Annotated in this window: 15 protein-coding genes and 1 pseudogene; 13 read left to right on the plus strand and 3 right to left on the minus strand. The window is 51.6% G+C overall.

What is annotated here, in order from left to right; genetic code table 11:
- The first annotated feature begins 36 nt into the window (after positions 1-36).
- From hutW to LU633_RS22500, 3 genes are read left to right on the plus strand one after another with little or no spacing between them, the layout of a single operon-like run.
- The gene (gene hutW, locus LU633_RS22490) at positions 37-1,365 is read left to right on the plus strand and encodes a heme anaerobic degradation radical SAM methyltransferase ChuW/HutW (RefSeq protein WP_407647046.1); all 1,329 of its coding nucleotides are present in this window, start codon (positions 37-39) and stop codon (positions 1,363-1,365) included.
- Positions 1,346-1,840 carry a heme utilization cystosolic carrier protein HutX gene (gene hutX, locus LU633_RS22495; protein WP_016190666.1) on the plus strand — a complete coding sequence of 165 codons (495 nt, stop codon included), beginning with the start codon at positions 1,346-1,348 and terminating at the stop codon, positions 1,838-1,840. The genes hutW and hutX overlap by 20 nt, the downstream gene beginning before the upstream one ends.
- Positions 1,840-2,463: an NAD(P)H-binding protein gene (locus LU633_RS22500; RefSeq protein WP_016190665.1), complete on the plus strand. Its 624-nt coding sequence runs from the start codon at positions 1,840-1,842 to the stop codon at positions 2,461-2,463. The genes hutX and LU633_RS22500 overlap by 1 nt, the downstream gene beginning before the upstream one ends.
- 48 nt (positions 2,464-2,511) lie before the next feature.
- Here LU633_RS22500 and LU633_RS22505 read toward each other — a convergent pair whose 3' ends face one another.
- Positions 2,512-3,003: a YajQ family cyclic di-GMP-binding protein gene (locus LU633_RS22505; RefSeq protein ID WP_016190664.1), complete on the minus strand. Its 492-nt coding sequence runs from the start codon at positions 3,001-3,003 to the stop codon at positions 2,512-2,514.
- Between the two features lie 175 nt (positions 3,004-3,178).
- On the opposite strand from LU633_RS22505, the gene panE reads away from it, so the two are divergent.
- The 4 genes and pseudogenes from panE (at position 3,179) to LU633_RS22525 (ending at position 7,180) form a co-directional block, all read left to right on the plus strand.
- Positions 3,179-4,099, plus strand: a complete 921-nt coding sequence (panE, locus tag LU633_RS22510) for a 2-dehydropantoate 2-reductase (RefSeq protein ID WP_016190663.1) — start codon at positions 3,179-3,181, stop codon at positions 4,097-4,099.
- The gene (yajL, locus tag LU633_RS22515) at positions 4,059-4,649 is read left to right on the plus strand and encodes a protein deglycase YajL (protein ID WP_016190662.1); all 591 of its coding nucleotides are present in this window, start codon (positions 4,059-4,061) and stop codon (positions 4,647-4,649) included. The genes panE and yajL overlap by 41 nt, the downstream gene beginning before the upstream one ends.
- A gap of 107 nt (positions 4,650-4,756) precedes the next feature.
- The gene (locus tag LU633_RS22520; RefSeq protein WP_046372085.1) at positions 4,757-5,854 is read left to right on the plus strand and encodes an IS256 family transposase; all 1,098 of its coding nucleotides are present in this window, start codon (positions 4,757-4,759) and stop codon (positions 5,852-5,854) included.
- A gap of 200 nt (positions 5,855-6,054) precedes the next feature.
- Positions 6,055-7,180 (plus strand): annotated as a pseudogene (locus LU633_RS22525) (IS4 family transposase).
- Positions 7,181-7,243: 63 nt separating this feature from the next.
- On the opposite strand, the gene LU633_RS22530 reads toward LU633_RS22525, so the two are convergent.
- Both LU633_RS22530 and LU633_RS22535 read right to left on the minus strand, forming a co-directional pair.
- Positions 7,244-7,846: a peroxiredoxin C gene (locus LU633_RS22530; protein ID WP_016190660.1), complete on the minus strand. Its 603-nt coding sequence runs from the start codon at positions 7,844-7,846 to the stop codon at positions 7,244-7,246.
- Between the two features lie 195 nt (positions 7,847-8,041).
- Positions 8,042-8,623, minus strand: coding sequence for an acyl carrier protein phosphodiesterase (locus tag LU633_RS22535; RefSeq protein WP_016190659.1), 582 nt, complete (start codon positions 8,621-8,623; stop codon positions 8,042-8,044).
- Between the two features lie 184 nt (positions 8,624-8,807).
- Between LU633_RS22535 and queA the strand changes: the two genes are divergently transcribed.
- The 6 genes from queA to LU633_RS22565 all read left to right on the plus strand — a co-directional run bounded on the left by queA (position 8,808) and on the right by LU633_RS22565 (position 15,264).
- Positions 8,808-9,878 (plus strand): tRNA preQ1(34) S-adenosylmethionine ribosyltransferase-isomerase QueA, encoded by a 1,071-nt coding sequence (gene queA / locus LU633_RS22540; protein ID WP_016190658.1) that lies wholly within the window; start codon positions 8,808-8,810, stop codon positions 9,876-9,878.
- Positions 9,879-10,409: 531 nt separating this feature from the next.
- Positions 10,410-11,534, plus strand: coding sequence for a tRNA guanosine(34) transglycosylase Tgt (gene tgt, locus LU633_RS22545; protein WP_016190656.1), 1,125 nt, complete (start codon positions 10,410-10,412; stop codon positions 11,532-11,534).
- A gap of 24 nt (positions 11,535-11,558) precedes the next feature.
- Positions 11,559-11,897: a preprotein translocase subunit YajC gene (gene yajC / locus LU633_RS22550; protein ID WP_016190655.1), complete on the plus strand. Its 339-nt coding sequence runs from the start codon at positions 11,559-11,561 to the stop codon at positions 11,895-11,897.
- Between the two features lie 26 nt (positions 11,898-11,923).
- Positions 11,924-13,771: a protein translocase subunit SecD gene (gene secD / locus LU633_RS22555; RefSeq protein ID WP_016190654.1), complete on the plus strand. Its 1,848-nt coding sequence runs from the start codon at positions 11,924-11,926 to the stop codon at positions 13,769-13,771.
- A 10-nt stretch (positions 13,772-13,781) separates the two neighbouring features.
- Positions 13,782-14,750 carry a protein translocase subunit SecF gene (gene secF / locus LU633_RS22560; protein ID WP_016190653.1) on the plus strand — a complete coding sequence of 323 codons (969 nt, stop codon included), beginning with the start codon at positions 13,782-13,784 and terminating at the stop codon, positions 14,748-14,750.
- Between the two features lie 202 nt (positions 14,751-14,952).
- Complete coding sequence (locus LU633_RS22565; protein WP_233481953.1) at positions 14,953-15,264, plus strand: tlde1 domain-containing protein; 312 nt, start codon at positions 14,953-14,955, stop codon at positions 15,262-15,264.
- Positions 15,265-15,569: the final 305 nt, after the last annotated feature.

The following is a 15,569-nucleotide window of genomic DNA, read 5'->3' on the forward strand; positions in this document are numbered from 1 at the left end:
TTCTCTTCTAAAAGCTTCCACTCTTCGCCTCGCTTCATTAAAAGGACAACGCAGATGGATTTTACCCTCTGGTTTGCGCAGACCAGCACACCGGCTTTTGCCGAACGCCGGACCGCCATGCTGTGGCGCAACACCGTAGCCCCCGAGGCGATTCAACCCGCCTGGCAAAAACTGTTACTGCAACCGGTGCCTCCGCGTAAACGACTGATCTATCTTCATGTACCGTTCTGCGATACAAGCTGCACTTTTTGTGGTTTTTATCAAAATAAATACCAGTCAGATGAGACTGAAAAATACGTTAGCTATCTGCTGCGTAAAATTGAGATGGAGGCCGATAGCCGATTAGATCAGTCCGCTCACGTTCACACCGTTTACTTTGGCGGCGGCAGACCAACCTCTTTATCAGCGAAAAGTCTGCACCGAATAATCAGCCTGCCAAGAGAGAAACTTCCGCTTGTTCCGGATTGTGAAATCACCATTGAAGGACGGATACTTAATTTTGATGATGAACGTATTGATGCCTGCCTTGATGCAGGGGCGAACCGCTTCTCCATCGGTATACAAACGTTTGACAGCCATATTCGTAAGTGCATGGCGCGAACGTCCAACCGCCAGCAATCAGTAACCTTTCTTGAGAAATTATGTCGACGCGACAGGACAACCACCGTCTGCGATTTGATGTTTGGCCTGCCCGGTCAGACAGCAGAAAACTGGCAGCAATATTTGAAGACGGTCAGGGAGATCGGCCTTGACGGCGTGGATCTCTACGCCCTGAACCTGTTGCCCGGGACGCCGCTGGCAAAGGCCGTGGAAAACCAGCGGGCCGCCCTGCCAGACATAAGCGAACGACGCGATCTTTACCTTCAGGGTGTGCTACGCTTGGCTGAGTACGGCTGGCGACGATTAAGCAACAGTCACTCGGCCAGCACCACCCGGGTGTGTAATCTGTACAACCTGCTGATCAAGCAGAGAGCCGACTGCCTTGCGCTGGGTGCTGGTGTGGGCGGCAATCTGAATGGCCAGGCATATACGATGCATCGCCTGCTGGACAACGGACAAAAAACCATAGGCATGATGCCCCCTGCTGTAGCGCATTCGCAGCGCTGGCTGCACTCGCTACAGGGTGGAATAGACGCCGGGCGTCTTGATCTGACCACGCTGGTCCCCATGCCAGAACGGCTACAGAAGCTGGTCGAACAATGGTATCAGTCGGGACTGCTAAAAGACGCCAGCCTGTGTTTGCGACTCACTAATGATGGCCGCTTCTGGGCAAATAATTTAATGCAGTCTCTGGCGGAAATCGTTATGCAACTCACCGCTACTCAATCCGAAAAAGGAAGCCACTATGCAACCCACCCTCTCTGAACTGATGCAAACGCATCCTGACGGCATGCTGGAAGAGATTGCCGGGCGCTACAAGGTCAGCTTATTGGCCGTGATTGAAGCACTCCCGGCTAAAACTCTTATCGATGGCGGTCACTTTGATGCGGTCTGGGAAAACATCACTGGCTGGGGGGCGGTGACCACGCTGGTGAACAATCAGGATATCATTCTGGAGCTTCACGGGTCGTTACCACCCGGGCATCACAGCCATGGCTATTTTAATTTGCACGGTAAAGATGGTCTGAGCGGCCACATTCGCGCCAGCCACTGCCGACATATCGCTTTTGTTGAACGCCCATTTATGGGGATGGCCACCGCCTCGGTTCTCTTCCTTAATGCACAGGGCCAGGCTATGTTAAAAATTTTTGTGGGTCGCGACAGCCATCGTCAATTGCTTGCCGATCAGCTTGCCGCATTCCACCAGCTGGCAGAGAGCCTGTCTAAAGGAGATAAATAATGGCAACCTGGTTAATATTTGGTGCCGCGCGCGGCGTCGGTGCGGAACTGATCGACTACGCGAACGCCCATCAACAGCCTGTGGTGGCGATGGTGCGTAAGCAGGAAGATGCCGACAGGCTGAACGCGTTTGATAACGTGCATGCTATAGTCGGCGATGCCTGCGATGCCAGAAGCGTGATTCAGGCCTGCCACGCTGCCGGACCCAATGCCGTTATTGTTTCCACTCTGGGCGGAGGTGACCAGGATTATGTGGCGCATCGTAACCTGATCGATTGCGCGGCGCTGGCGGGCGTGGGTCAGATGCTGATGGTTACATCGCTTGGCTGTGGTGACAGCTGGCCCTGGCTGTCAGACCGTGCAAAACGCGCGTTTGGTCAGGCCGTGCGGGAAAAATCCCTTGCCGAGAGCTGGTTGCAAACCAGCCAGCTGACATGGTGCATCATCCGTCCCGGTGGTGTATTAAATGGCGCGGCTACCGGAAAAGGTCAGCTTCAGCAAAATAAAGAGGTGCACGGGCTGGTGCAGCGGGCGGATGTTGCACTGGCCATTGTCGGTTTGTTAGCCAAACCACTCAATAATCAGATCTACAGCCTTGTTGAACCCGGACTGAAACCTGATTAATACGATGAAGGTTGTGCAACACAGGGCGAAAAACATCGCCCTGTTTTTTTAATCACGGAAATTCTTAAACTGAAAAGGCTGACCAAGATTGCCACCGCGTACCAGCGCCATCGCACTCTGCAAATCATCGCGAGACTTACCGGTTACCCGCACCTCTTCGCCCTGAATCTGCGACTGAACTTTCAGCTTACTGTCTTTGATCAGCTTCACCAGTTTTTTTGCCACATCGGTTGGAATACCTTTTTTCAGCTGTGCATCCACCGCCCAGGTTTTACCACTGTGTTCGATCTCTTCAGGAACCTCAATTGCACCACCTTCAATACCGCGTTTTAGCAATTTTTCACGCAGAATGTCCACCAGCTGTTTTACCTGGAAATCAGACTCGCTTAAGACCTTTATTGATTCATTCTTTTCATTGAGTTCATAGCTGGCAGTCACGTTGCGAAAATCGAAACGACTCGACACTTCACGGTTAGCATTCTCGACGGCGTTTTTGACTTCCTGCATGTCAATTTCGGAAACAATATCGAAAGATGGCATGATTTATTCTCCTGATTCTAAAAGTGGCTGGCATAATAACGACTTATCTGACTTAAAAAAACTATCCGAGGCGAAAGCTATAATCGGAATGGTGACTCACAACAATCAGTCGTACTGAGCAATAACGGTCAGGTAGCAGAGCACTATAGTCTCACCCCGTATGCGGAGAGGATGAATGAAGATTACCGTTTTAGGATGCGGTGCAATAGGGCAAATCTGGCTGGCTGCCCTTGACGCTCAGGGACACGATGTTCAGGGCTGGCTGAGGGTACCGCAGCCCCGGTGCCGGGTAAATGTGCTCACGCCAGAAGGGGAAACCATCAGCAAAACATTTGTCGCCAATAATCCTGCTTTTCTTGCAGAGAGCGATCTTTTACTGGTAACGCTAAAGGCGTGGCAAATTTCTGAAGCAGTAAAAAACCTGCATTCTTTCCTGCGTAATGCCTGCCCGGTGCTGTTATTGCATAACGGCCTGGGCGCACTGGAAGAGCTGAAATCAGTGCATCAGCCTGTGCTGCACGGCATCACCACGCACGCCGCTAAACGTGAGGGTGCAGGCGTTATCCATGTTGCCAACGGCATCACACATATTGGGCCCACTTCGCCAGAAGCCGCCAGATTGAGCATTCTGGCAGAGGTGCTGCAACAGGCGCTGCCCGACGTTGCCTGGCATGATAATGTTGCACCTGCCGCCTGGAAAAAACTGGCGGTCAATGCGGTAATCAATCCCCTGACGGTAAAGTATGACTGCCTGAACGGTGAACTCGCTCATCATCAGGCGGAAGTGGCGGTGCTGTGTAACGAAGTCGCAATGGTGATGGCGCGAGAAGGACAGCACACGTCACCTAAAGCATTGCTAGCTTATGTGATGGATGTCATTCATTCCACCGCCGCCAATACCTCTTCCATGTTGCAGGACATTCGTGCAGGGCGGCGCACCGAGATCGACTATATCACTGGCTATGTTATTCGCCGCGCTCGGGCGCAGGGATTAACCACGCCGGAAAATAACCGACTTTATGAACTGATTAAGCATAAGGAACAAAATGATGGGCGTGAACGCATCGGTACTCGTTTGCCTGGCTACTGGCAGTGAAGAAATGGAGGCGGTGACGGTCATTGATTTACTTGTTCGCGCGGGTGTATCGGTGACCACCGCCAGCGTGACGGAAGATGGCCGTACGGACATCCGCTGTTCACGCGGGGTAAAATTGCTGGCTGATGCTCCTCTGATTGAGGTGGCTGATGGCGACTTTTCTGCGATTGTCCTGCCTGGCGGCCTGAAAGGGGCAGAGACGTTTCGCGACAGCCCGCTGCTGGTGGAAACGGTGCGCCAGTTTCATCTCTCCGGGCGTATTGTGGCGGCGATCTGCGCCGCTGCGGGCACGGTGTTTGTGCCGCACAATCTTTTCCCTGTTGGTAATATGACCGGATTTCCAGGCCTGAAAGACACTATCCCACCATCAAAGTGGATGGATAAGCGGGTAGTGTGGGACCCACGCGTTAATCTTCTTACCAGCCAGGGACCAGGCACAGCCATCGACTTTGCCCTTAAGCTTATTGATATTCTGGTGAATAAAGAGAAAGCACATGAGGTCGCCAGTCAGCTGGTATTGGCAGCCGGTATCTTTGATTACCGGAAGTAGGTGGAATAGCGTCGTCAGGCAATACCCGCTGCGACAGAGACTGTAATTAAAATTGTGTAATTGCCTGTTTTTGATATGTTCACTCCAACAATGGAGACAGGCAAATTATGGACGAGAAGAAACTTAAGGCCCTTGCTGCTGAACTGGCCAAAGGCCTCAAAACTGAGGCCGGCCTTAATCAGTTTTCCCGCATGCTCACGAAGCTGACCGTTGAAACGGCACTCAATGCAGAACTGACTGACCACCTCGGGCATGAGAAAAATGCCCCTAAAACCAGCACCAATACCCGCAACGGCTACTCTTCGAAAACGCTGCTGTGCGACGACGGTGAAATCGGGCTAAACACGCCGCGCGACCGGGAAAATACCTTTGAACCTCAGCTGATTAAGAAGAATCAGACGCGTATCACGCAGATGGACAGCCAGATTTTATCCTTGTATGCCAAAGGCATGACCACGCGGGAAATCGTCGATACTCCCATTGTTTATCTGGACTGTATTGTTGTTAAGGTTCGTCAGAATGGCAGCGTGATTAACAAAGCGGTGTTCCTGGCGCCGGGCATCAATACCGAAGGCCGGAAAGAGCTTCCGGGGATGTGGCTGGCTGAAAATGAAGGTGCAAAGTTCTGGCTGAACGTGCTGACGAAACTTAAAAATCGCGGCCTTCAGGACATCCTGATTGCCTGCGTGGATGGCCTGAAGGGCTTCCCGGATGCGATAAACAGCGTCTATCCGCAGACTCACATCCAGCTGTGCACCATCCACATGGTGCGTAACCGCCTGAAATACGTGGCGTGGAAGGACTACAAAGCGGTCACGGTCGGGCTGAAAACCGTTTATCAGGCACCAACAGAAGCGGCCGCACGGATGGCGCTGGATGCGTTCGCCGAAGAATGGGATGACAAATATCCACAAATCAGCAAAAGCTGGCGTGCGCACGGGGAAAACCTCAATACGTTCTTCGGCTATCCGTCTGACATCCGAAAAGCTATCTACACCACGAATGCCATTGAGTCGCTGAACAGCGTGATCCGTGCCGCCATTAAGAAACGCAAGGTATTCCCGACGGATGACTCAGTGCGAAAGGTTATTTACCTGGCAATCCAGTCGGCATCGAAAAAATGGAGTATGCCGATCCAGAACTGTCGGCTGGCGATGAGCCGCTTTATTATTGAGTTCGGTGACCGCCTGAGCGATCACCTTTGACGTGGTGGCAGTTACACAGAATTATTTACAGGGTCCTGGCTGGCGATGAGTCGTTTTATTATCGGGTTTGGTGACCGCCTGAGCGCTCACCTTTAATATGGTGGCAGTTACACAGAATTATTTATAGGCTCCAATTCAGGGAAATCGCCTCTATACCTGTTCGCTCATTATGACAGACGTTTTTCCGCCATGCTTTAGCCCTGTTTCACCAGTATCGGCAGAATGCACTGCCCGATGTCACTGCTGCCTTGATGTGTGGGGCTTCTCTCACTGTCACCAGCATTGTCGTTATCTGCCGGTGACACAAGTTAAGCGTGTTGACCGCCTGTTGGGGAATACCGTTTTACATGACAATATTCCTATATTTCATAATATTACCTCACCTCTTACTCAGTACCTTTCCTGTGCGTTATTGCCGTTGACTGGCGTGGATATCCTTCTCAGGTTTTTCATGTTTTAAGAGCCTGCCAGGTCTGTGCCGGGCGCTCTATTCCTCTGATGAGCAAGAGTATTTCTTCAGATAAACAGCAAAATATGGACGTGCAAAAGTCGCTTCCTGATGTACTTTTTGCCGCTATTGCCACAGAAAAAAAGTGCTGATTATCACTGATACAGACTTTCAGAATGCCAGGTTCCCACATATAAAATCACTGGACCGGGATTTTATCGGGCGCGTCAGAGGGAATATTCAACTCCGGCTGGAGAAAAAAGGGGAGCACTGGTTCAGGCGCGAGGCATTACAGGCCAGCAGTAAACCGGAATATCTGGGGCCGGGAACTCTTGCAAGGGCTGAATATGCCCGTTGTGATGGTCATTTTTATCTTCATAAAAAAGAGCCTAAACAACGTAAAAATAAGCGTGGGCGTTGCCGGATAGCTCGCTACTCGCAGGAGTGTGATGGACGTGAAGTGGTGAAGGACCCCGGGCTAATCTTCAGCAGCACGGATATCTATAAGCCACGGGAAATAATGAGGTTATACAGCAGAAGAATGCAGACTGAACAAAACTTTTGGGACGAAAAAAGTGAGCGCTTCGGCTTCGGTCTTCGTGCCAGTAATAGCGGTACAGAGGGACGAATGCTGGTGTTGATCCTGCTGGCAACACTGGGCCACCACGGTGATGTGTCTACTGGGGTATTACGCTGAAATTAAAGGATTACATCTGAGATATCAGGCGAACAGCCTGATATCGAGGCGGGTCATCTCGTTCCTGACGTTAGCGGAGAATGTCTTACGACACTCTCCGCTGATATTAAAACGAGCGGCACTGGATGCAGTTCTGTGTCACCTCGCCAAAACCCACCGAAATATGGTGTTGATTTATTAGCGCTGATTTAGTGGGGATCCCTCAGCGCCAGACGCGGGCTTTTCAGTTTTACCTGAAGGTAAATTACAGTTTAGCGGCGTTTTCAGACAGGTATTTCGCCACACCATCGGGCGATGCGTTCATCCCTTCTTTGCCTTTTTCCCACTGTGCCGGGCAAACTTCCCCGTGATTTTCGTGGAATTGCAGTGCGTCAACCATACGCAGCATTTCGTCGATGTTACGACCCAGTGGCAGATCGTTCACAACCTGATGGCGAACCACACCGGCTTTATCAATCAGGAAGGAACCACGCAGGGCAACGCCTGCTTCCGGGTGCTCGATGCCCCAGGATTTCTGAATTTCACGCTTGATATCAGCAACCATCGCGTATTTCACTTCGCCGATGCCGCCTTTGTCGATAGGGGTTTTACGCCATGCGTTGTGTACGAACTCGGAGTCAAAAGAAACACCGATCACTTCAACACCGCGCTTCTGGAATTCTTCGTAACGCTTATCAAAAGCGATCAGCTCTGACGGGCAAACGAAGGTGAAATCCATTGGCCAGAAGAACAAAACGGCAGTTTTACCGGCAGTATGCTTTTTAAAGTTAAAGTTTTCAACGATTTCACCGTTTCCCAGCACGGCTGCGGCAGTAAAATCAGGGGCTTGACGAGTTACCAGGACCATATTCACTCCTGTATTGGTAAGTTAAATGAGAAAAATTTAGGGTTTGACTATTACGGGGCATGCGCTTCCCCGGAACAGCAGACATCATCAATTATTTATATAGGCTACACCTATCAATCTGGACAAAATAAACCAGATATATTTATATTATTAGCCCTGTGTTTTTCAGGGTAATGGTCAAATGGCTTAGGCTGCTTACAGCTGCTTTCGCGCCGCCCTGTTACGTATCTTCGGATAAAACTGCCAGAAAATTTCAATTAAATTCTGATAGTTATCCAGGAAATCCCGATGTGAATCACCCGGCGCAGCGAGGCGTCGTCGTCGGCTGGCAATGCCGATAAAAACTTTTTCCAGCCACGCAGCATCGGCGTAACGTACCATCCAGCGCTCGGCCCATAAGTGGTGATTAAGCGTCTGAAACCGGGTTGGGGTCGACGATAATTCAGGCTGGATAACAGAATAGCAATCGGGCAAAAAAGTTGGCAAGGATATTTCCAGCTGGATTGTATCCCAATGTAAGGAAAGGAAATGGTCCCAGATAACGTCCAGCGCAATAGGAGCGACGCGTCGGTTTTTTCCCCGAAACAACGCCCGGGCCGGGCATACTTCAGGCAGCGTGTCTGTCGTCACATCGATGCGGCGATGTAGCTGGATGCCCTCGGCAATAGGTTGCGACCAGACATCCCAGGGATTGCCGCGAACGTAGTTGGTCATCAGATTGTCGCACAGCAAGCTGCCAGCCAGGTTGACGAGATGTAAATGAGCGAGATAATTCATGGCGAAGAGTATATCGACTTATTTGCTGGCCGCACACCCGAACCTGTCGTGGCTTTGTCAGCATCGTCCGCTGCAAATGACCCTTCCGTAGTCAGTGATGGGGTGCGGCAAAGCATGTGGTGGTTCAGATATAGTCGGTTTTCAGCTAGACTACGCGCCCTGACTTCCCTGACAGTGAATGGCCATGCGCGTTGCCGACTTTTCTTTTGAACTACCCGACTCTCTGATTGCCCACTATCCGCAGGCCAGGCGCAGCGCATGCCGCCTGCTTTCTCTGAATGGGCCCGATGGCGAACTGACCCACGGCGTGTTCACGGATTTACTGGATTTTCTCAACCCGGGCGATCTGCTGGTGTTCAATAACACACGCGTCATCCCGGCGAGAGTGTTTGGCCGCAAAGTCAGCGGGGGAAAAATTGAGGTACTGGTGGAGCGCGTGCTTGACGATCATCGCGTGCTGGCGCATGCGCGCGCGTCCAGGGTTCCGAAGCCCGGTGCAGAATTGTTGCTCGGCGATGATCAGAGCGTCAAGGCCACCATGCTTGCCCGTCATGACGCGTTATTTGAACTCTGCTTTGACGATAAGCGTTCGGTACTGGAGATCCTTAATGCGGTTGGCCATATGCCGCTGCCGCCCTACATTGACCGGCCGGATGAAGAGGCCGATCGCGAGCTTTATCAGACGGTATACAGCCAGCGTCCCGGCGCGATTGCCGCGCCGACGGCTGGCCTGCACTTTGACCAGCCGCTGCTGGACGCGCTACGCGATAAAGGGATTGAAACGGCGTTTGTTACCCTGCATGTAGGGGCAGGGACCTTCCAGCCGGTGAGGGTGGACAGTATCGAAGACCATATTATGCACGCTGAATATGCTGAAGTGCCACAGGAGGTGGTAGATGCGGTGCTGGCCTGTAAAGCACGCGGCAATCGCGTGGTGGCGGTAGGCACCACTTCGGTACGTTCGCTGGAAAGCGCCGCCCAGGCGGCGGGTAGTACGCTGATTGCACCTTTTTTCGACGACACCAAAATCTTTATTTATCCCGGTTATCACTATCAGGTGATTGATGCGCTGGTGACCAATTTTCACCTGCCGGAATCGACGTTGATTATGCTGGTGTCTGCGTTTGCCGGTTATCGCAACACCATGCGCGCTTACCAACAGGCCGTGGCTGAAAAATACCGTTTCTTTAGCTATGGAGACGCCATGTTTATTACCCGAAATCCTGCCGCGGTGAATGAGCTGGGAGGAAAGTAAAGTTCTGAACTATCCTGCCGGATCGGCGGATTTTTCTGCTATAACCGACCAGGGCCGCTAAATTATCCGGCGTTGGATGTCAGGTGTACGCGATGTCATGATTTGCCTGCCTTATTAAGAAACGCTGCGATAAATGCCCTGTGCAAACCAGTTAGAGGCCGGATTTTGACTCTGTTTCAGGCATCAACTGTGGGGAAAAATGCCCGTTTATCCTATTCCAGTCAGAGTGAAATGCTCTTTTCCTGGAGCAGGGCTGTGTGGCATCAAGGCTTAGTGCGATGGGGAAAAAATGGCATGAAAACGGTCAAACGAAACCTTTTGATAAACCTGTTATGGCCACGCGGACTCAGACATTTGGTTTCTGCAACGTTTTTCATCAGGAAGTCAGGCCGGTAGCACGCCACAACAAAGCATCAACCGTTCCCCTGCGCCCTGCACTCTCTCGCTGGCTGGCTTGTGTAGCGGTTTATATGGTTGCTAGAATGCGCCACATTTTATCAATCGTCAGACTGTTTCTCTGATGGAGGCGACGTGAAGTTTGAATTAGATACTACCGACGGGCAGGCCCGCCGAGGTCGTCTGATCTTCGAGCGCGGGGTAGTGGAAACCCCAGCGTTTATGCCTGTAGGCACCTACGGCACGGTTAAATGCATGACGCCGGAAGAAGTGCAGGACACCGGTGCGCAGATCATCCTGGGCAATACGTTTCATCTCTGGCTGCGTCCCGGCCAGCAGGTGATGAGGCTACATGGCGATCTGCATGATTTTATGCAGTGGAAAGGCCCGATTCTGACCGATTCTGGCGGCTTTCAGGTGTTCAGCCTAGGCGATATTCGCAAGATCACCGAAGCTGGCGTGCATTTTCGCAATCCGATCAACGGCGATGCTATTTTTCTCGATCCTGAAAAATCGATGGAGATCCAGTTCGATCTCGGCTCCGATATTGTGATGATCTTCGACGAATGTACGCCTTATCCGGCGGACTGGGATTATGCCAAACGTTCAATGGAGATGTCGTTACGCTGGGCGCAGCGCAGCCGCGATCATTTCGACGCGCTGGGCAATAAAAATGCGCTTTTTGGCATTATCCAGGGCGGTGTTTACGAAGATTTGCGCGATGTTTCGGTAAAAGGGCTGGTAGAGATCGGCTTCGATGGTTACGCTGTGGGCGGTCTGGCAGTGGGTGAGCCAAAAGAGGATATGCATCGTATTCTGGAGCATGTCTGTCGACAGATTCCGCGGGATAAACCGCGCTATCTGATGGGCGTGGGCAAACCGGAAGATTTGGTTGAGGGCGTTCGTCGCGGCATCGACATGTTTGACTGCGTAATGCCAACCCGCAATGCGCGCAACGGCCATCTGTTTGTCACCGACGGCGTGGTGAAAATCCGCAATGCGAAGTATAAGGATGACACTTCTCCACTTGATGCGGAATGCGATTGCTACACTTGCCGTCATTACAGTCGCGCCTACCTGCATCATCTTGATCGCTGTAATGAAATACTCGGCGCACGCCTGAATACTATCCATAATTTACGCTATTACCAGCGTTTGATGGCGGCTTTGCGCCTGGCCATTGAAGAAGGTAGATTAGAGCACTTTGTTAGCGAATTCTATGAGCGGACGGGGAAGGCGGTTCCATCGCTAAACGTCTGATAATTAAACAATGAGGGAAAGTTAATGAGTTTTTTCATTTCTGACGCAGTGGCTGCTGCGGGAGCACCAGCACCGGCACAGTCAAGCCCGTACTCACTGGTCATTATGCTGGTGGTATTCGGCCTGATTTTTTACTTTATGATCCTGCGTCCACAGCAAAAGCGCACAAAAGATCACAAAAAACTGATGGATTCCATCTCTAAGGGCGATGAAGTCATGACGACCGGTGGCCTGGTCGGGCGCGTGACCAAAGTTGCTGATACCGGTTACGTGGTTATCGCGTTGAACGAAACCACAGAAGTGGTGGTAAAACGTGATTTTGTGACTGCTGTTCTGCCGAAAGGTACAATGAAGGCGCTGTAATTTTCCGTTTTCCCTAAGGAACTGCTGTGTTAAACCGTTATCCTTTGTGGAAGTACATCATGCTGATTGTCGTATTAGTCGTCGGCACCCTGTATGCACTTCCCAACCTTTATGGTGAGGATCCGGCTGTTCAGGTCACTGGTGCGCGTGGAAGCGCCGTCAGTGAGCAGACACTGGGCCAAATCCAGAACGCATTGAAACAAGAAAATATCCAGAGCAAATCAATTGCCCTGGAAAATGGCGCAATTCTGGCGCGTTTTGCTAACGGTGACGTGCAGCTGCGCGCCCGTGATGCGCTTGCCAGAATATTGGGTGAGGACTTCGTTGTTGCTCTTAATCTCGCTCCGGCGACGCCGGCCTGGTTAGCCATGTTGTCAGCAGAGCCGATGAAACTGGGTCTGGACTTGCGTGGTGGCGTTCATTTCCTGATGGAAGTGGATATGGATACTGCCCTCGGCAAGCTTCAGGAACAGAACATCGACAGCCTGAGAAGCGATCTGCGCGAAAGAAATATCCCTTATGCCAACGTGCGTAAAACCGACAATTACGGTCTCGAAATTCGTTTCCGTGATACTCAGACGCGTGACGATGCGTCGAGCTGGCTGACCTCGCGGCATCGTGATTTGGTGATCGGCAACAGCGGCAGCAACCTGTTGCGTGCGGTGATGAGCGACGATCGTCTGCGCGAAGCGCGTGAATATGCAGTGCAGCAAAATATTAATATTTTGCGTAATCGCGTTAATCAGCTGGGCGTGGCGGAGCCACTGGTTCAGCGTCAGGGCTCCGATCGTATCGTGGTCGAGCTACCGGGCATCCAGGACACGGCGCGTGCTAAGGAGATCCTGGGCGCGACGGCGACGTTGGAATTCCGTCTGGTCAATACCTCGGTTGACGCTACTGCCGCGGCAAACGGCCGCGTACCGGGCGATTCGGAAGTGAAAAACACCCGTAATGGTCAGTCTGTTGTGCTGTATAAGCGGGTGATTCTGACCGGCGATCACATTACTGATTCCACTTCCAGCCAGGATGAGTACAACCAGGCGCAGGTCAATATTTCGCTGGACAGCGCCGGTGGCACAATCATGTCTAACTTCACCAAGGACAACATTGGCAAGCCAATGGCCACCCTGTTCGTGGAGTACAAAGACAGCGGTAAGAAAGACGCTAATGGCCGGGCAATTCTGGCGAAGCAGGAGGAGGTGATTAACGTTGCCAATATTCAGTCGCGACTGGGTAACAGCTTCCGTATCACTGGCATCAGCAACCCAACCGAAGCGCGTCAGCTTTCACTGCTGCTGCGTGCCGGTGCGCTGATTGCGCCGATCCAGATTGTTGAGGAACGCACCATTGGCCCAACCATGGGGCAGCAGAATATCACTCAGGGCCTGGAAGCCTGCCTGTGGGGACTTATCGCCTCCATTCTGTTTATGGTGATTTACTATCGTAAGTTTGGCGTGATTGCCACGACGGCGCTGATTGCTAATCTTGTGCTGATTGTCGGCATTATGTCCCTGTTACCGGGCGCGACGCTGACCATGCCGGGTATTGCTGGGATCGTGCTGACGCTGGCGGTGGCTGTCGATGCTAACGTACTGATTAATGAACGTATCAAAGAAGAACTAAAAAATGGCCGCTCTGTTCAGCAGGCGATCCATGAAGGTTATCGCGGTGCGTTTTCCAGTATTGTTGATGCCAACGTGACCACGCTTATCACGGCGGTGATCCTCTACGCAGTGGGTACCGGCTCCATTAAAGGCTTCGCCATTACCACTGCTATTGGTGTGGCAACCTCCATGTTTACCGCCATTGTCGGTACCCGCGCCATCGTCAATCTGTTGTACGGCGGCAAACGCGTCAACAAGCTGTCTATCTGAGGGGTGCGTTGTGGCACAGGACTATAGCGTTGAACAACTGAACTACGGGCGCAAAGTTTATGACTTTATGCGCTGGGACAAACTGGCTTTTACCCTGTCCGGTCTGCTGCTGATCGTCTCGTTTGTGATCATGGGCGTGAAGGGGTTTAACTGGGGTCTGGATTTCACCGGCGGTACGGTGATTGAAATTACGCTGGAAAAACCTGTTGAGCTGGAAAGTCTGCGCGGTGCGCTGCAGAAGTCGGGATTTGTCGATCCGCAAATACAGAACTTTGGCAGCAGCCGGGATGTTCTGGTGCGTTTATCGCCGCATGAAGGTAACGCCGGCCAGGAGCTGGGTAACAAGGTGGTGTCGACCATTAATCAGGTCAGCCAGCAAACTGCCACCGTGAAGCGTATTGAGTTTGTTGGCCCAAGCGTGGGCAGCGATCTGGCGCAGACCGGTGGAATGGCGCTGCTGGCGGCGCTGATTGCTATTCTGGCGTATGTGGGCTTTCGCTTTGAATGGCGACTGGCATTAGGTGCGGTACTGGCGCTGGCACACGATGTGATTATTACGATGGGCGTGCTTTCTCTGTTCCACATAGAGATTGACCTGACCATTATCGCGTCGCTGATGTCGGTTATCGGTTATTCGTTGAACGACAGCATCGTGGTATCGGACCGTATTCGTGAGAATTTCCGCAAGATCCGTCGTGGCACTTCTTACGAAATCTTCAACGTCTCGCTGACGCAGACGTTGAGTCGAACCATTATGACCTCTGCAACCACGCTGGTGGTGGTGTTGATGCTGTTTATCTTCGGCGGCGCGTTACTGAAAGGCTTCTCGTTGACGATGTTGATTGGCGTGTCAATTGGCACTATTTCATCTATCTATGTTGCCTCGGCGCTGGCGCTGAAGCTCGGCATGAAACGCGAGCATTTGCTGCAGCAAAAGGTTGAAAAAGAAGGGGCCGATCAGCCCTCAATTTTGCCTTAATTATCGTCAGGTAAAAGGCCGCATAAGTGGCCTGCCTTTGTACGGTTAATGTTATTGATAGCAGTGCATATTTTTATACAGATGTCCACTCAGTGACCACACTTCGAAAAACAAAGCCCTTTCGCCGGGGCTTTCTCTGTTTACAGTTAACGCCATAAACGACATATTACCAACCGACCAACAATTTAACTGAGGAACAGATATGACGTTACATGGAACGTTCGTAGTCAATGAGGCTAAGTTCTCACCGCTCACAATTTCTGGCATAGGCACGTTCATGGCGTTTTCCGGCAATAAGCAGTTTCGCAATAAAGACGGGGGCGTTGGTGTACCAGATAACGGGCCACTGCCACCGGGTAAATACTGGATTGTCGAACGGCCAAAAGGCGACCTGAGAACATGGCTACAAAATAAAGTAAAAGAAATTCCGACCTGGTTAACCTCAACCCCTACGCACTATGATGAATGGTTTGCTCTGTATCGTGATGACGGCAGAATTGCCGATTACACATGAGTTAGTGCAGTTGAACGCGGTCATTTCAGGTTACCACCCCATCGGCCCAATGGGTGTCTCCAAAGGATGCATAACTCTTCAGCATTCGTCAGATTTTGCAGGTATTCGCAGTGCGTTGCTCCAAACCCGCAGGGAACCCATCCCGAATAGCAACCTGTTAACATATGGCACAATAGAGGTGTTCGCATATGGTAAAACCTGCCCGTAGCCTAATTAAATTGTTGATTTTTATTGGGCTGTGTATTCTTTCTCTGAAGTTCGTTCATACATACCCCTACCCGATGCCCGAAAATCAGCTGGCCGTG

Origin of the sequence: Erwinia tracheiphila (genome assembly GCF_021365465.1) — a bacterium.
Taxonomy (GTDB): domain Bacteria; phylum Pseudomonadota; class Gammaproteobacteria; order Enterobacterales; family Enterobacteriaceae; genus Erwinia; species Erwinia tracheiphila.